This is a genomic window from Paraburkholderia saeva, assembly GCF_907164555.1.
Classification (GTDB): domain Bacteria; phylum Pseudomonadota; class Gammaproteobacteria; order Burkholderiales; family Burkholderiaceae; genus Paraburkholderia; species Paraburkholderia saeva.
Genome location: NZ_CAJQZC010000017.1, coordinates 80,390 through 97,224, shown reverse-complemented (window position 1 = coordinate 97,224; position 16,835 = coordinate 80,390). Strand labels below are relative to the sequence as shown.

16 protein-coding genes are annotated in these 16,835 nt (G+C 62.2%); 6 read left to right on the top strand and 10 right to left on the bottom strand.

Annotated elements, in window-relative coordinates; genetic code table 11:
• Positions 1-161: 161 nt before the first annotated feature.
• The 9 genes from LPA36_RS28500 to LPA36_RS28460 all read right to left on the bottom strand — a co-directional run bounded on the left by LPA36_RS28500 (position 162) and on the right by LPA36_RS28460 (position 9,621).
• Positions 162-842, bottom strand: a complete 681-nt coding sequence (locus LPA36_RS28500; protein ID WP_228883850.1) for a hypothetical protein — start codon at positions 840-842, stop codon at positions 162-164.
• On the bottom strand, positions 839-2,233 hold the full coding sequence (locus LPA36_RS28495; protein WP_228883849.1) for a selenium-binding family protein: 1,395 nt from the start codon (positions 2,231-2,233) through the stop codon (positions 839-841). The genes LPA36_RS28500 and LPA36_RS28495 overlap by 4 nt, the downstream gene beginning before the upstream one ends.
• Before the next feature lie 276 nt (positions 2,234-2,509).
• Positions 2,510-2,767, bottom strand: a complete 258-nt coding sequence (locus LPA36_RS28490) for a GlsB/YeaQ/YmgE family stress response membrane protein (RefSeq protein ID WP_228883848.1) — start codon at positions 2,765-2,767, stop codon at positions 2,510-2,512.
• 137 nt (positions 2,768-2,904) lie between these two features.
• Positions 2,905-3,612: an MgtC/SapB family protein gene (locus LPA36_RS28485; protein ID WP_228883859.1), complete on the bottom strand. Its 708-nt coding sequence runs from the start codon at positions 3,610-3,612 to the stop codon at positions 2,905-2,907.
• A gap of 438 nt (positions 3,613-4,050) precedes the next feature.
• Entirely contained in the window at positions 4,051-5,118 is a 1,068-nt protein-coding gene (locus LPA36_RS28480) for an AI-2E family transporter (RefSeq protein WP_228883847.1), read from the bottom strand.
• Between the two features lie 125 nt (positions 5,119-5,243).
• Positions 5,244-5,714: a TspO/MBR family protein gene (locus tag LPA36_RS28475; protein ID WP_228883846.1), complete on the bottom strand. Its 471-nt coding sequence runs from the start codon at positions 5,712-5,714 to the stop codon at positions 5,244-5,246.
• Positions 5,711-7,924, bottom strand: coding sequence for a glycogen debranching protein GlgX (glgX, locus tag LPA36_RS28470; RefSeq protein WP_228883845.1), 2,214 nt, complete (start codon positions 7,922-7,924; stop codon positions 5,711-5,713). The genes LPA36_RS28475 and glgX overlap by 4 nt, the downstream gene beginning before the upstream one ends.
• A gap of 223 nt (positions 7,925-8,147) precedes the next feature.
• Positions 8,148-8,318: a hypothetical protein gene (locus LPA36_RS28465; RefSeq protein WP_228883844.1), complete on the bottom strand. Its 171-nt coding sequence runs from the start codon at positions 8,316-8,318 to the stop codon at positions 8,148-8,150.
• Positions 8,319-8,454: 136 nt separating this feature from the next.
• Positions 8,455-9,621 (bottom strand): metallophosphoesterase, encoded by a 1,167-nt coding sequence (locus LPA36_RS28460; RefSeq protein WP_228883843.1) that lies wholly within the window; start codon positions 9,619-9,621, stop codon positions 8,455-8,457.
• Between the two features lie 419 nt (positions 9,622-10,040).
• On the opposite strand from LPA36_RS28460, the gene LPA36_RS28455 reads away from it, so the two are divergent.
• Entirely contained in the window at positions 10,041-10,388 is a 348-nt protein-coding gene (locus tag LPA36_RS28455; RefSeq protein ID WP_407674355.1) for a hypothetical protein, read from the top strand.
• Between the two features lie 58 nt (positions 10,389-10,446).
• On the opposite strand, the gene LPA36_RS28450 is transcribed toward LPA36_RS28455, so the two are convergent.
• A complete protein-coding gene (locus LPA36_RS28450) occupies positions 10,447-11,031 on the bottom strand; it encodes a malonic semialdehyde reductase (RefSeq protein WP_228883842.1) in 585 nt (194 codons plus the stop codon).
• A gap of 132 nt (positions 11,032-11,163) precedes the next feature.
• Between LPA36_RS28450 and LPA36_RS28445 the strand changes: the two genes are divergently transcribed.
• The 5 genes from LPA36_RS28445 (at position 11,164) to yjfF (ending at position 16,804) form a co-directional block, all read left to right on the top strand.
• Positions 11,164-11,754 (top strand): alpha-ketoglutarate-dependent dioxygenase AlkB family protein, encoded by a 591-nt coding sequence (locus LPA36_RS28445; RefSeq protein WP_228883841.1) that lies wholly within the window; start codon positions 11,164-11,166, stop codon positions 11,752-11,754.
• A 214-nt stretch (positions 11,755-11,968) separates the two neighbouring features.
• Positions 11,969-12,946 carry an ABC transporter substrate-binding protein gene (locus tag LPA36_RS28440; protein WP_228883840.1) on the top strand — a complete coding sequence of 326 codons (978 nt, stop codon included), beginning with the start codon at positions 11,969-11,971 and terminating at the stop codon, positions 12,944-12,946.
• Positions 12,947-13,050: 104 nt separating this feature from the next.
• Complete coding sequence (locus tag LPA36_RS28435) at positions 13,051-14,637, top strand: sugar ABC transporter ATP-binding protein (protein ID WP_228883839.1); 1,587 nt, start codon at positions 13,051-13,053, stop codon at positions 14,635-14,637.
• Positions 14,634-15,674 carry an ABC transporter permease gene (locus LPA36_RS28430; protein WP_228883838.1) on the top strand — a complete coding sequence of 347 codons (1,041 nt, stop codon included), beginning with the start codon at positions 14,634-14,636 and terminating at the stop codon, positions 15,672-15,674. The genes LPA36_RS28435 and LPA36_RS28430 overlap by 4 nt, the downstream gene beginning before the upstream one ends.
• Positions 15,671-16,804 (top strand): galactofuranose ABC transporter, permease protein YjfF, encoded by a 1,134-nt coding sequence (gene yjfF, locus LPA36_RS28425; protein ID WP_228883837.1) that lies wholly within the window; start codon positions 15,671-15,673, stop codon positions 16,802-16,804. Before LPA36_RS28430 ends, yjfF begins: the two co-directional genes overlap by 4 nt.
• Positions 16,805-16,835 lie beyond the last annotated feature (31 nt).

The window sequence follows — 16,835 nt, the reverse complement described above, 5'->3', positions numbered from 1 at the left end:
ACCCCAAAAGTGGGGTTTCGGCGTTTACGGCGCGAAAAGCTACCGCTCAGAGACGCCCTTCGGTGTCCCTCCGTCGGGCATGCGATCCGGCAATCCCGGAGGTGAAGCCGGTCCCCGCACCACGCCCCCCAGTGCGCAATCCATTCTTGACGTCAATTGGTTCACATTCCCAGTTGTACGATCCCGCATCCAGCGAGCGAGGCGGTCCACAGCAGGTCCACGTTGACCCATTTCGTCCGCAGAAACGCCAGGCCGAACCTGTCGAACACCAGCAGCGACACGATTCCCGTCGTGAGAAGCATTGCGACCGTATGGATCATTAAAGCCGTAACTGCGACGGTAACAACAGGCCCCACGCCCGTCAGCAATCCACTGGCGCTCGATGGCAGTGTCGACGAGTCGCCCGCAAGACCGTCGCAAACCGGCAGCAGGGCGGGAATCAGCATCAGCCCCGCGCCGTGTACGCTCGACATTACAAACGACCAGGCCGTCAGCCCTGCAAATTTCACCTGCATGCCCACTCGTGAACGCACTCGATGTCCGCGCAGTGCGTGCCACGCGGCCCAACCGATCAGAATCACGCCACATATCCGGTTCAACGCGTGATGATCGATCGACATACTCAATGAAAGACCCGCAGCCAGCACGCACGCGGCTGCCATCGCGTGACCCAGCGCGATCGGAACCAGGGAGAGCAGCACGACGCGCCGGCTTCGCTGGTAAAGGCCGAGCGCGACCGCGAAGAGCCAGCCCATCGCCGGGTTGAGTCCATGAAATGTGCCGAGTCCGGCAACGACGACCCACGTCCAACCCGGCGACGTCGAAAGATCGAGCGGCGTCACGGGTAGCAGTAGGAATCAGACGAGCAGTCGCCGCCCTGCAGCCGGATCTGGTGGGGACGATGTCCGGCTGGCCATTCGAGAAAGAATTTCGGGTCAAACGTGAGGCCGCCGTCGACGCCGGCGTCAAGTTTCACCATCCAGCCATCGATGCCCTCTGGATAAAATTGCGGATCGACGGCGCCGTACAGGGAATTGGTGAAATAGACCCGCTTTCCATCGCGACTGATCTCCACCATTTGCGGGCCGCCATTCAGCGCGTCGTCTGGTGCGGCTGGATGCGCAGCGCGCGAAACAATGCCGCCAATCCGTACCTTGCCCGTCAGCTTTGGCGCAAATGGATCGGATACGTCGTATTGCAGCAGGTCGCCTGTGCCCCAGCACGAAACGTAGAGAAAACGGTCGTCCATCGAAAGATCAATGTCCGTCACGAGAGGCGGGACGGCCCCGAACGACTGCAAAACGGGCGGCAGGACTTCTGCACTGGCTGGTTCCGCGGGAATATCGATAATCTTGCGCACCGCCCACACGTCGCCGTCGCGATACCAGACCCATATCGATGACGACAGATCCTTCAGACTGATCACGCAGTTGACGAAGCCATACGCCTTGGTCGGATCGTGTGCGGGCCGCAGTTCGAAGACGAGTTGATACTCGGGACCAAAGTCGATTTCCTGCAGATGTTTGCGCCGCGTGAGATCCCAGAAATGCAGCTTGCGGCCGTAACGTGCGCCAAGCAGCACTTCAGGAATCAGGCCGTTTTCGAATGTATCAGGCGTTCCCCATTCGCTTGTGACGAGCGTGTCGTAGCCGAGATGCCACCAGCCGTCGTAAGCGAGCTGCTGGGGGCCGCGATCGACTTCCCAGCGCCCAAGCGGCTCGAAACTTTGTTGATCGAGCAGAAAAATTCCGCCGGGTGCGCCGCCGTCGGCATTTCCCAGCGCTGTCACGTAGATGCCGCCTGGACCACAATGCACCGTATGCGGGCGCGAATAGCCGGTGCGGCTCGCGATCGTTTCGGGCTCGATGATCTTGGCGATGACCGGTTTGCGCGGATCGGCCTTTGTATCGATGATGTAAATGCGCGACGAACGCAACCCGGGCACGACGAGGTAGCGTCGCTCGGTGTGCGGATGCGGCGCATTCGGGCACAGACACGACGAGCACGCGTTCCAGCCGAAATGATGCAACTCGTCGCCGGTATTCGGCATCGGCAGGGTGCCGACGATGCTGGCGTAGTTCGGGGAACCGGGATCGACATCGACGATTTCGATGGCGTCCGGCAGGTTGCGATCGGGATCGAACGCCGCGACGTACGCGAGCGTTTCGGGCGGTGCTTGCGCGGCAAGTCGGGGTGACGGATAAAAGCTCGGATCCGGCTTCCAGATGCTCATGGCGTTCCTCCCGGTGACGATTACTCAGCACGATGGATTGGCACACCACAACTGTAGCCGCTGCAGGCACTCCGTAAAGCTCAATGTTGAACAAGCAAATTCATGGCTCGCACGATATCCATAGTTTTCCCGTGAATCCAGCGCAACGGAACGACATACGCTGCGCCGCAGCACATCGCATGAGCCGGCGTGCAGCGCTCGCGGTGCAAGCGCCAGCAGTCAGGCGATCCTGAGGGTCGCCTGACTTCGTCCGGTCAGCGAGATAGCCACGGGTGGCTAGCGGCAAAGCCCTTTGACCAGCCGGATGACGACGAGCAGAACGACTGCCCCGATCACCGCCGTGACGATCGAAGCGATCCATCCACCACCCGTCGCTATGCCGAGCGCACCCACCAGCCAGCCGCCGATAAACGCGCCGACGATACCGACAACCACGTCGGCGAGCAGCCCAAAGCCGCCACCCTTCACGAGCAGGCCGGCAAGCCAGCCCGCGACTGCACCAATGATCAACCAGGCAACGATGCCATGTTCCATACGTTGTACTCCTATGTTTTGAGCGTGAACGGTCACGCCGGCGGAGCTTAGTCGACGGGTCAGGGCGCGTCCATTGTCGAGGGTAAAAATTTACAATCTGCGGGACAGGTACGTCGATCCCGCAAAGACGGCGTACTTCATTCTGGCGTCGGCTCGGCTTCTTTTGCGACCCAGCTCACGCTCGACACACTTTTTTCCATGCTGATACGGCTTGCCATCTGCTCGAGTTTTGGCTGGTCTTTCGGATGGAGCTTGAGCGTTGCTGTCACGCGAATACGTCCGGCCTCGCCGTCGACATCCTCGCTGAGGAGACTCTGGAAGGACAGCGGCGTCGAATACATCGAATTCGACAGCACGGTACGGATGTGGATTTCGTTGTCTTCGCGGCAGACGACCGCCAACGCGTATTCGCGCACGAGATCCGCGTTCGACACGGGCGTCGAGTTGATCATGCGGCTGACTTCGCGCAACAGGGTATTCGTCAGCAGCACGATGGCGGTGCCGGCGAGCGCCGGCCCGTAGTGGCCCGCGCCGCACAAGACGCCCACCGCTGCTGAACACCACAGCGTCGCAGCCGTGTTGATGCCCTGAATCGAGCCTTTGTCGCGCATGATCACACCGCCGCCGAGGAAACCGACGCCCGATACGACATAGGCTGCGATCTGCGTGACACCTGCGGTGCCATTGCCGGTCAGCACACCGAGGAGGACGAAGAGGCACGCGCCGCTCGCGACGAGCGTAATGGTGCGCAGGCCGGCGTTGCGCTGACGCATCTGCCGTTCGAGGCCGATTGCGACGCCGCAGACGAAAGCGGCCACGAGCCGCAGGACAAGATCGAGTGTCATGATTGGGGTACGACTGTTCATGCCCGCCTGCGGGCGATTCATACGATGCGTCGGGGCGATCGGGAACACGCAGGCAAAACTTGCAGGTTGAACGAAACACGTGACAGTTGCGCGAAAATCCGTGCGCGTCATCAGGCGTTGCGATGCTTGCAGGCAGGCGCCTGCGAAACAAAAGGGCGAGCGCGACCGCACCGCAGCGGGATGCGGAACTCAGAAACAGTGCACGGGAGAGAATTTGACGCGCACCGTCTGCCGGAGGGCAAGACGGCGGCAATGAAGCGATGTCGCGGAAGTCTTGCCGTCAGGTGGCCGGCTGGATCGAAGATCGACTACTGTCCACGATGGCTTCCTGTTGAAAAAAGAATGGCGCGATTTTAGGCCCTCACGCAGAGGCGGGTCAACCTGCACGGTGTCGGCGAGGCCAATTCGCGCCGCCTTTCATTTTCCGGTCGAAGCGTCGTGCTTGTCGCGCGTGAAAAGGTCCCAGCAACTCATGAACAGTGCTGCGACGAGCGGCCCGATCACGAAGCCGTTGATGCCCAGCAGCGCCATGCCGCCCAGGGTCGAGATCAGCACGACCCAGTCGGGCATTTTCGTGTCCTTGCCGACGAGTATCGGGCGAAGCACGTTGTCCACGGTGCCGATCACGATCGCGCAGAACGCGATCAGTCCGAGCCCCTTGGCGAGCGCCCCCGTCAGCAGAAAATAGATCGCGACGGGCCCCCAGATCAGCGCTGCGCCGATCGCTGGCAGCAGTGAAAGAAACGCCATCATCACGCCCCAGAGCAGCGCGCCCTGAATGCCGATGACCCAGAACGCGATACCGCCGAGGCCGCCCTGCACGAGCGCCACGGCGACGTTGCCCTTCACGGTCGCGCGTACGACAGTTGCGAACTTGCGCAGGAGATGCTGCTTGTGGTTTTCGTCGAGGGGAATCGCCTCGCGGATCAGGCGCGAGATTTCGCGTCCGTCGCGCACGAGAAAAAACAGCAGATACAGCATGACGCCGAAGCTGATCAGAAACTGCAGCGTGTTCTGCCCGATACTCAACGCCTGGCCCGCGAGAAACTGGCTGATCTGCGCCGCGCCTGCCGTGAGCTTCTGCTGCAGGTCGGAAATGTCGTTGAGTCCGATCTGATCGAGTATGTGCTGCGCGGAGAGTGGCAACGCATGCAGGACGTGATCGAAGTAATTGCCGAAGTTCAGGTCGCCCGACTTCATCTGGTCGTACACGAGCGTGCCCTGTTGCACGAGCGTGCCGGCGACCAGCGTCAAAGGCAGGATCACGATCACGATACACAGCAGCAGCGTGGTGAACGCCGCCAGGTTGCGGCGGCGGCCGAAGCGCACCAGTAGCCGGCGTTGCACGGGCTGAAAGATCAAGGCAAGAATGCTGCCCCAGAAAATCGTGTTGAAAAACGGCGCAAGGATGAAGCACAGCGCAACGGAGACCGCGAGTAGCAGCAGATAAAACGATGTTTGATGCAGCGATTTGTTGCCATCCATAGTGCGGTTCGTGTCCTTTCGATGCAGTGTCAGCCTGCGTTTTACCACGGCGCGGGGCGCGCCGGGTGTCAAGACGCTTGAACAGCATGAACGGGATTCAGCGATGAGGGCGATGCGGCGGCACACTACGAAAGACCGGGTCGTTCGCGATTCAGTTTCCACAGCGAGAAATTGAGCGCGGTTGCGAATGCAACCCACAGCAGATACGGCACCATCAGGATGCCCGCCCACCGGTCGAAGTGGAAGAATTCAGCCGTGGTCGCAACGATGAACACGAGGAGCATGACGATGTCGAGAAGCGCGATGTCCGCGCGATGACGTCCAAAGAACAGCCACGACCACGCGGTGTTCAGCACCAGTTGCACGACCCACAGCACGATCGCGGGCGTAAAGCCCGCTACGCGCCAGACGCGCCACGCTGCGATCGCCATCAGCACGTACAGGATCGTCCACACGGGCGCGAACACGCTGTTCGGCGGGTTGAACGGTGGCTTGCGCAAGCCGCCATACCAGCCATCCGGCCTGAATCGGCTTCCCGCAGCCGCGGCCGCGAACGTCAGTACAAAAAACACAACCAGCGATGCAATGGCATTCATCGTTTCGTCCCGTTCTGGTTACTTCCCGCTGCAGGATCTTCGACCAGGTTTTCCGCAAGACGGTCGAACACGTGTTGCGTGCTGCCGCGCGCGTGCAGCGCGAACAGCACGAGCGAGCGGCCCGTGATCTGGTAGATATCGCCCGAGTCGTATTCCGGCAGTTCGTCGCGCACGGGCATGTTGGTGTCGATGAGGCAGGTCCACTGCTGGCTACCGGCGATTTCCGGCAGCTTCACGTCGACCACGTCGTGGTAAGCATTCATCGCGATCAGCAGCGTCGCGTCGGCGGCTGGGCGGCGGATGCCGGTTGCCTGTGCGCGGCCGTCGATCAGCATGCAGAAGCACCGCATCGACGGATCGTCCCATTGTTCGTTCGACAGTTCATCGCCCGACGGGCTCATCCATTTGACGTCGGTGACATCGAGCGCCTCGTTGTACTGGCCAACCAGAAACCGGCCGCGTCGCAGGACGGGCAGCGCATGTCGCAGCGTGGTCAGCTTGTTGACGAAGTCGGTCAGCGCGTGGCCGTCGGCGTCGATGCCTTCCCAGTCCACCCAGCTCACGTCGTTATCCTGACAATATGCGTTGTTGTTGCCGCGCTGCGTGCGCCCGAATTCGTCGCCTGCCAGCAGCATGGGCGTGCCCTGGGAGAGCAGGAGCGTCGCGAGCAGGTTGCGCTTCTGCCGCTCGCGCAGCGTGCGGATCTCCTCGTCGTCTGTCGGACCTTCCTCGCCGCAATTCCACGAAAGGTTATCGGAGTGGCCGTCCTTGTTGTCTTCGCCGTTTGCCTCGTTGTGCTTGTCGTTGTACGAGACCAGATCGTTCAGCGTATAGCCATCGTGTGCGGTAACGAAGTTGACGCTCGACCACGGTCGCCGGCCACGCCGGTTGAACTTGTCGCCGGAGGCGGTCATGCGTGTAGCGAGCTCGGACGCGATTCCTTCATCGCCTTTCCAGAACGCACGTGTGGTGTCGCGAAAGCGGTCGTTCCATTCGGCCCAGCCCGGCGGAAAGCCGCCCACCTGATAGCCACCCGGGCCGCAGTCCCACGGCTCGGCGATCAGCTTCACGCTGGACAGGATCGGATCCTGCCGGCAACTGTCGAGAAAGCCGCCGCCTTCATCGAAGCCATGATCTTCGCGCCCCAGAATCGTCGCGAGATCGAAGCGGAAGCCATCGACGTTCATCTCGGTCACCCAGTAGCGCAGGCTGTCGGTGACCATCTGCAGTACGCGCGGATGCGACAGGTTCAACGTGTTGCCCGTGCCGGTATCGTTGATGTAGTACCGAGGCTCGTCGGGCATCAGCCGGTAGTACGACGCGTTATCGATGCCGCGAAACGACAGCGTCGCGCCGCGCTCGTTGCCTTCGGCGGTGTGGTTGTACACGACGTCGAGAATCACTTCGAGCCCGGCCTCGTGCAGATGATCGACCAGTTCCTTGAACTCGGCGATCTGCCCGCCACCGCGCGAGAAAAATCGTGGATCGGCGGCGAAGAAGCCAATCGTGTTGTAACCCCAGTAGTTCGTGAGCCCCTTGTCGAGCAGATAACTGTCGTTGACGAACGACTGGATCGGCATGAGTTCCACCGAGGTCACGCCGAGCCGTCTGATGTGGTCGACGACTTCCTTTTGCGTGAGTCCGGCAAACGTGCCCCGCAGTGATTCAGGCACCGCGGGATGTCGCTTCGTGTAGCCGCGTACATGCGTCTCGTAGAAGATTGTGCGTTCCCACGGTACGCGTACGCGCGTCGCGTGCGTCCACGTGAACGACTGGTCGACGACCTGGCATTTCTGCATGAACGGCGCGCTGTCGCGTTCGTCGAACGTCAGATCTTCGCCTTCGGCGTTCAACGTGTAGCCAAACAAGGCCGGATCCCATTTCAACGTGCCGACATGTGCCTTTGCATACGGATCGAGCAGCAGCTTGTTCGGATTGAAGCGATGGCCGGCTTCCGGTTCATACGGTCCGTGGACGCGGTAACCATACACGGCGCCGGGCCCGAGGTCGTGAAGATAGACGTGCCAGACTTCGTCGGTGTATTCGGGCAGTTCGATGCGCTGTAGTTCCTTCTCGCCGCGCTCGTCGAAAAGACACAGTTCGACTTTGGTCGCATTGGCCGAAAAGAGTGCGAAGTTGACACCGCGTCCGTCCCATGTGGCGCCGAGCGGGAACGGCGAACCTTCGGCGATGCGGATATCGTTGGCCATGAAAGAGTCCATGTTGGATGAGCGGGCCTTCTTTGGCCGATGGGGTTCCTTGCCGTGAACACAAAACCGGTCGCACGCGCCCGACGCACGGGCCGTGTTTGAAGCGCGATCGCGCCGTGCGTCAAACAAAGCCGAAGCGCGCCCGCAGCGCTGTCCTGCGGGCGCGGGCAGCGGGCGGAACCGCAGGATTTGCCGCCTGAACTACCGGTTGTGTGTAGTTTTTTCAGCCGACCGGTGTTTCGCCTTCGCCGGACTTTTTGCCGGGACGGTCGTTGGGCGCCTGCTTGCGATCTTCGTCGTGCCGCTCAGGCATTTTGCTCTTCTCGTTGTCGCTATGCGTGGCGGGGTCCGGATGCTCGAGATCCGGAGGCGTGGTGTGCGTTTGGGTTGTCATTGCGGGCTCCATGGGTAATCACCGCAGTGATTCACGCAAAGATCGGGCCCGATGTCACACGGCAGCCAGACCGGAGCCCGGACTGCCCGATGTCGCATGAAATGCCGCCGGCCGTTGCAGCCGGAGCGGCAATACGTCAGATACCTTCGGCCGGCACGAGCCTCACGCGGGTAATTTCCGAGGGCGCGCCCAGACGCTTTGGCGGCCCCCAGTAACCGGTGCCGCGGCTCGTATAGACCCACAGACCGTTCATGCGTGCGAGGCCCGCTGTGAACGGCTGCTGAAGCCGCACGAAGAAATTCCACGGGAAGAACTGGCCACCGTGCGTGTGCCCCGAAAGTTGCAATGTAAAGCCGGCATCGGCGGCGGCTTCCGCGCTGCGCGGCTGGTGCGCGAGCAGCACGCGGATCAGTACATCGCCGGGTGCGCCGAGCAGCGCCGCGACTGGATCGCTGCGGTGTGCGGGATCGAAGTTTCCAGCGGAATAGTCGGTCACGCCCGCGATGATCGCCTGCGCGCCCTTGTGTTCGACCACGACGTGTTCGTTCATCAGCACCGTCAGGCCAAGCCGGCGAAATTCGTCGATCCATGCATGCGCGCCGGAGTAGTACTCGTGGTTGCCCGTTACAAGATACGCCCCGTGCAACGCGGAGAGCCGCGACAGCGGACGTGTGTGCGCCGACAGCTGTTCGACGCTGCCGTCGACGACATCGCCCGTCACCGCGATCAGGTCGGGCTTCAGCTTGTTGACTGCATCGACGATCGCATCGACGTAGCTGCGCTTGATCGTCGGGCCGACGTGGATGTCGCTGATCTGGACGATCGTGAAGCCGTCGAGCGCGGCAGGCAGGTCGTCGATGGGCACATCGATCGTGACCACGCGCGCTCGACGGCGCGCATTGAAAAGACCGATCGCGGTGGAGAGCAGCGCCAGCAACGGAACGGCGGCAGCCGTATTCGTTCGCCAGGCGGCGAGCGGCAGCGTGTGCGGCCAGATGGCGTCGATCGTCAGAAGCGACGCGAGCAGCAGGTCACGCGCGAACGTGAGCACCAGCAGCGATGAAAAGAAGCCCATGCCCATCAGGCCGATCCATGCGAGGCGGTCGGCGAGCGGCTGGCGTTTGATCGTGCGGGCGAGCATCCCGAGCGGAATCACGAGCACCGATAGAACCAGCCACAGCACCGCGAGCACACGCCATGTCGGGCCAACCGGCAGATCCGGAATCAGGCGAAATCCGACGTAAATGTGCAGCAGGATACCGATGAAGATGAAGCGGGCCAGAAACGATAAGGGTCGGCGCATAGGGAAGGTTTGAGACGCGGAAGGAAACACCGGCGCTGGACGACACGCCGCGATACCTGGAGACGAATCGACGTGCAGGTAGATCATTCTACCGACAGTTCGATATGGATGCCCGAGGGTGCCATGATCGTCCCGAGCGACAGTTTTGCCGCTCGCGCACCGGCTGCTCGCAGGTCTCGCAATGCATGCCGGATTTCATGCATTGCAGCATGGCAAGCACGGCCAGATGTTGTCACGTCAATGAACTAAACAGGTTTTGAATTGCGTGTGGAGATCGACTATTCTCAAATTGAACCGTGTGATGGCAGGGCGCGTTACGCGCCTCGTGGCCGGGATTTTTTCCCGCGCCGTGACGGACGATACTGATGACATTCAGGGTTCGGTCTATCGCCAGATTCAGCGAGCGATATGGGAGACGGATGATGAAAACGACACGGACGGTCGCGCATGACGGCCACACGGACGGTCACATCGTGCCCCACGCGCATCACGTGGGGCACGAGGGCAGCCATGTGATGTTGCCGCTGGTGGTGCTCTCGTTGATGGCGCTCGCGCTGTACTTCGGCCTCCGGCAGATCGAGTTTTCCGAACTGGGACGAAGCGCGCTTTTCGATGTTGTGATGGTGTGCGTCGCGCTCGGTATCGCCGGATTTTTTGGGGTCGTGGGTGCGTGGCTGCGCTCGAACGGCGACGAGGCGGAGGAGGGCTTCTGTTTCGTCGGCGCCGTGATCGGCGCGGTTGTCTTCTACGTGGCGCTGCTTACCTGAACGCAGGCACGCCATGTCCATGCGGACATGAGCGCGCCGGCATCCGCTCAACGCAGACTCAAACGATTTTCGCGGCTTCGTCGAACGTGAAGCGCGGATTACGCGCGTACAGTTTCGTCACGTCGCCATAGCCGAGATTGATGAGGAAATTCGACTTCACCGTCGTGCCGGCAAAGAACGCCGCATCGACCGCCTTCTGGTCGAAGCCCGACATCGGGCCGGCATCGAGACCCAGCGCGCGCGCAGCCATGATCAGATAGCCGCCCTGGAGCGTCGCATTGCGAAACGCGGTGTCGGCGATCAGCGTTTCGTTGCCGACGAACCAGCTGCGCGCGTCGACCTGCGGATAGAGCTTCGGCAGGTGCTCGTAAAACGCGGTATCCATCGCCACGATCACGGTAACCGGTGCGGCCATCGTCTTGTCGAGATTGCCGGGTGCAAGCGCGGGGCGCAGCTTTTCCTTGCCCTCGGGCGTCTTCACGAACACAAAGCGGCCAGGGCTCGAGTTCGCGGATGTCGGCCCGAGCAGCGTGAATTCGATGAGCCGGTGCAGCAGTGCGTCGTCGACGGGTTTCGGCAGCCAGCCGTTGTGCGTACGCGCGGTGCGAAATAGTTGATCGAGTGCTTCGTTCGAGAGCGTCATGAAAACCCCATAAAGTGAGAAGAAGGGATGAAAGCGCAAAACGGCGGACGACGCGCGCCGGCTTCGACCATCATAATAACGAGGTCATTCCTTTAATGAACTGAAGGTGACGCGTTCGCCTGAAGCGCACTCATGTCCAGCCTCTTTAACGACCTTCCCACACCTGACGTCGACTGGTATCCCGACTGGCTTGCGCCTGACGTCGCGGCCGCGACGCTTGCGCGCATCGTCGATGAGGTCGCGTGGAAGCAGGACACGATGATGACGCCCGCTGGCCGCGTGCCGCTGCCCCGGCTGACGGCGTGGCAGGGCGAACCGGATGCCGTCTACGTGTATTCGGGGATCCGCAACGTGCCGGCCCCGTGGACACCGGCGGTCGCCGAACTGAAGGCCGCCGCCGAGGCAACCTGCGGCGCGCGCTTCAACAGCGTGCTGCTGAACCGCTACCGCAGCGGCAACGACAGTATGGGCTGGCATGCCGATCGCGAACCCGAACTCGGCGCGCAACCGGTCATCGCGTCAGTGAGTCTGGGCGTCGCGCGGACGTTCGACCTGAAGCACAACCGGACGGGCGTTGTGCAGTCGTACGCGTTGAAGGGTGGAAGCCTGCTCGTGATGCGCGGCGAGACCCAGGCGCAATGGCGGCATCGCGTGCCGAAAGCGCTGCGCGTGCAGGGCGAGCGGATCAATCTGACGTTTCGTCTTGTGACGCCGCGCGGGTAGCGCCCCAGCGCCCCATCCATCAGCGCCGCCGATAGCGCTGCCGCGATCCCGCTTCGTGTGTTGCAGCCGGCATGTCGATACCAAAACTGGTATGGGTTCCGCAAATCAAATGATTGGACGGTAGGGAAGGGAGCCACTACGCTTGGTTTCGTCCCCGGCCGGCGCGGCCAACAGGCCGGGGCGACCTATACAGAACAAAGATCAGGAGACAGTCATGACCATTTCACGACGCACTGCGTTGCGTGTCATCGCGGCCTGCGTGGGCGCGGGCACGCTCACCCTGTCCGCCTTCAGCGTGCAGGCGGAAGACAAGAAAATTACCCTGGGCTTCGCACAGGTGGGTGCCGAAAGCGCCTGGCGTACGGCGAATACCGAATCGGTGAAGTCCGCCGCCGCGGAAGCGAAGATCAACCTCAAATTCTCCGACGCCCAGCAAAAGCAGGAAAACCAGATCAAGGCGATCCGCTCGTATATCGCCCAGAAGGTAGACGTCATCGCGTTCTCGCCGGTGGTGGAGTCCGGCTGGGAGCCGGTGCTGCTGGAAGCGAAAGCCGCGAAGATCCCGGTGATCCTGACTGACCGCAACATCGACGTGAAGGACACGTCGCTCTACGTGACGATGATCGGCTCCGACTTCATGGAAGAAGGCCGGCGCGGCGGCCACTGGATCGCAGATCACTATAAAAACGACAAAGGTCCCGTCAACATCGCCGAACTGCAGGGAACGGTCGGTTCCGCGCCGGCTAACGACCGTCATTCCGGCCTGATCGAAGTGATCAAGAACGATCCGAAGTTCAAGATCATCGCGTCGCAAAGCGGTGACTTCACGCTGGCCGGCGGCAAGCAGGTCATGGAAGCATTTATCAAAACTTACGGAAATAAAATTAATTTAGTTTATGCGCATAACGACGACATGGCGTTGGGTGCCATCCAGGCCATGGAAGAAGCCGGCATGCATCCGGGCAAGGATGTGATCGTGGTTTCGTTCGATGCGACGAAGGGCGGCTTCCAGGCGATGGCGGCAGGCAAGATGAACGTCGATGTCGAGTGCAGTCCGCTGCTCGGACCGCAACTGATGTCGGCGGTGAAGGATGTCGTGGCCGGCAAGCCGTTGCCGAAGCGCATCCTGACCGAAGAAACGGTTTTCCCGATGAGCGTCGCGGCGCAAACGCTGCCCACGCGTAAATACTGATCGCGCTTTCGGACAGGTTGTAGCAGGTTTCTCCAGTGTGGTGCCTCAACGCCGTCCGTTGCTGCGACAACGGACGGCGTCTTTTCAACCGACCACGAAGGTCTATGGCCCATTCGACTTCTGAACCTCCATTTCCCGACGCCCACCCGACGCCCGAAACCCTTCGGGCGTCGGCGGGCGATCCTGTGCCGGTGCTCGAAACCCGCGGCATCAGCAAGACATTTCCCGGCGTCAAGGCGTTGCTGAACGTCGATTTCCGGCTGTATCCCGGCGAGATCCACACGTTGATGGGACAGAACGGCGCTGGCAAATCCACGCTGATCAACGTGCTCACTGGCGTGTATGCGCCCGATGGTGGCGAAATTCATCTGGGCGGTAGCGCCGTGCAGTTCGCGTCGCCGCAGGAAGCGGAAGCGGCCGGCATCCGCACGCTGTATCAGGAGGTGAACCTGTGCCCGAATCTGTCGGTCGCGGAGAACATCTTTGCGGGACGCCAGCCGAAACGGTTCGGACGCATCGACTGGAGCGTGATCCGGCAGCGCGCGGATGCAGCGCTCGCGCGTCTGAACATCGCACTTGACGTGACGAAATCGCTCGACGCCTATCCAATCGCCGTGCAGCAGATGGTGGCGATCGCGCGCGCGATCTCCGTTGACGCGCGCGTGCTGATTCTCGACGAACCGACTTCGAGCCTCGACGACGGCGAGGTCGCTCAACTCTTCGAGATACTTCGGAATCTTAAGCAATCGGGTATCGCGATCCTGTTCGTCACGCACTTTCTCGAACAGACGTACGCGATTTCCGATCGCATCACCGTCATGCGCAACGGCGAGCGCGAAGGCGAATACCTCGCGAGCGAGCTGTCGGCGGACCGGCTGGTCTCGAAGATGGTCGGGCACGAACGCATGAGCACGCGGCTGAAGGAAGCGGCGCGTGAAGGTCCCGCGGACAGGTCGGTCGTGCCGCCTTTTGTCGAACTACGCGGCGTAGGGCGGCGCGGAATGGTCCAGCCGCTCGATATCGACGTGCAGCCTGGCCAGATTCTCGGCCTCGCAGGTCTGCTCGGCTCCGGGCGCACGGAAACGGCGCGGCTTCTGTTTGGCGCGGATCGCGCCGACAGCGGCACGATCACCATCGACGGCCGCGCGGTGCGGCTGCGTTCGCCGCACGACGCGGTGCGTCACGGCATCGGTTATTGCCCGGAAGATCGCAAGAAGGAAGGCATCATCGCCGAGTTGTCGATCCGCGAAAACATCATGCTCGCGTTGCAGGCGAAACGCGGTTGGCTACGCAAGATCAGCCGTCATCGGGCCCGCGAAATCGCCGATACGTGGATCGAGCGTCTCGGCATCAAGGCCGCCGATGCGGAGCAGCCGATCGGGCTGCTTTCGGGCGGCAACCAGCAGAAGGCACTGCTCGCGCGCTGGCTCGCCACCGAGCCGAAAGTGCTGATCCTCGACGAGCCCACGCGCGGCATCGACGTCGCCGCGAAGTTCGACATCATGGACCGCATGCTCGCGCTGTGCGGCAAGGGTCTTGGCATTCTGTTCATCTCATCTGAAGTCAGCGAGGTCGTGCGCGTCAGCCATCGCGTCGCGGTGCTGCGCGACCGTCGCAAGATCGCGGAAGTGGCGGGCAACGTCACGAACGAAGACGACATCTATCGACTCATCGCAGGAAGCGCCGAATGAAGACACCAAACTGGCTTGGGCGCGAAGGCGCCGAACGACAGCTTCTCTGGCCGTGCGTGACGCTCGTGCTGCTGTTTCTGCTCGACCTGTGGGTCAATCCGGGTTTTCTGTCGATCCGCATGCTCGACGGCCATCTGTTTGGTGCGCTGATCGACATCCTGAACCGCGCGGCGCCGCTCGCGCTCGTCGCGACCGGCATGACGCTCGTGATCGCGACGCGTGGCATCGATATTTCAGTTGGCGCGGTGGTCGCGATTGCCGGCGCTGCGGCGGCCACGACGCTTGCCAGCAACGCGATACCCACGCCCGCGCTCGTTGCGCAGGCGCTGTGCGCGGCGCTGGTGGTCGGGGTATTGAGCGGGATGTGGAACGGGCTGCTGGTGTCGTTCGTCGGCATGCAACCGATCATCGCGACGCTGATCCTGATGGTGGCCGGACGCGGTGTCGCTCAGTTGCTCACGGCCGGACAGATCATTCCGATCGGCGCGCCCGGCTATCTGTTCGTCGGCGGCGGCTATCTGCTCGGTATACCGTTCTCGGTCTGGGTCGCGACGGCCGCCGTGCTGGCGACGGTGTTGCTGGTCGAAGGGACGGCGCTCGGGCTCTTTATCCGCGCGATCGGCGTGAATCCCGTCGCGACACGGCTGGTCGGCCTGCGCTCGAAGGCAATCGTGTTCGCGGTGTACGCGTTCTCCGGGCTGACGGCATCGATGGCCGGCATTCTGATCAGCTCGAACGTGCGAAGCGCCGACGGCAACAACGCCGGCCTGCTGCTCGAACTCGACGCGATTCTTGCGGTGACGCTCGGTGGCACGTCGCTGCTGGGCGGCCGCTTCAGTCTTGCCGGGACGGTGCTAGGCGCGCTCATCATCCAGACGCTCACGTACACGACGTATTCGATCGGCGTGCCGCCCGAGGCGACGCTCGTGGTGAAGGCGACGGTCGTGCTCGCCGTCAGCGTGATCCAGTCGCCTTCGGCGCGAGCGATGGCGATGGCGCTTATTACACACCGTATGCAACGCGGGGTGGCACGATGAGCCGCGTGATCGCGATGTTCGCGCGCGTGTTCGATCCGCGCACCCTGCCGCTGGCCGTGACGATTGCGCTCTTCTGCGCGCTCTTTGGTTTCGGTTCGGTGATGTACACGGGGTTCTTCTCGTGGCAGGTGCTGCTCGATCTGCTCGTCGACAACGCGTTCCTGCTGATTGTCGCGATCGGCATGACGTTCGTGATCGTCTCCGGCGGCATCGATCTGTCGGTGGGCTCGGTCGTCGCGCTGACGACGATCGTCGAAGCCGTGCTCGCCGAGCGCATGCATCTGTCGGTGTGGATCATTCTGCCCATCGTGCTCATGATGGGCACGCTGTTCGGGGCGGTGCAGGGCGCGCTGATCCATTTCTTCCGGCTGCAGCCGTTCATCGTGACGCTCGCCGGCATGTTTTTCGCGCGCGGCCTGTGTTTTCTCATCACGACGCAATCGATCACGATTTCCGATCCGACGTTCAAGGCCATTTCCGCGTTTCGCCTGAAGATCGGCACCGGTTCCGTGAGCGCAAACGTGCTGATCGCGCTCGCGACGCTCGTCGCGGCAATTTTTATCGCGCATTTCACGCGCTTCGGACGCAATGTGTACGCGGTTGGCGGCAATGCCCGTTCAGCGTTGCTGATGGGTTTGCCGGTGGCGCGCACGAAGGTCGGTGTCTACGCGCTGAGCGGATTCTGTTCCGCGCTGGGCGGCGCGGTCTTCACGTTCTACGTGCTGTCGGGATACGGGCTGCAGGGCCAGGGCATGGAACTCGACGCGATCGCCGCCACGGTGATCGGCGGAACGCTGTTGACCGGCGGCGTCGGCTACGTGATCGGATCGCTGTTCGGCGTCGGTATTCTCGGCACGATCCAGACGCTGATTACCTTCGACGGCACGCTCAGTTCGTGGTGGACGCGCATTGTGATCGGCGCGCTGCTGTGCGCGTTCTGTCTGCTGCAACGGTTGATCGAGCGCCACGCGCGCGGCGCGCGCCGGCCAGGCGGGACGCCTTCGGTCGCGACCGTGGACCGCAAACGCGTTCATGCGTCACGTGATGAGGCGCCGGAAGATTCCGGCTCACGCCCGGATGCAATGGGCGGTTTGCAGAAGGCGGGAAGCCAGGCAGGCAACATGGCCTGACCGCTGCGCCCTGGCGTAACGAACGCGTAAC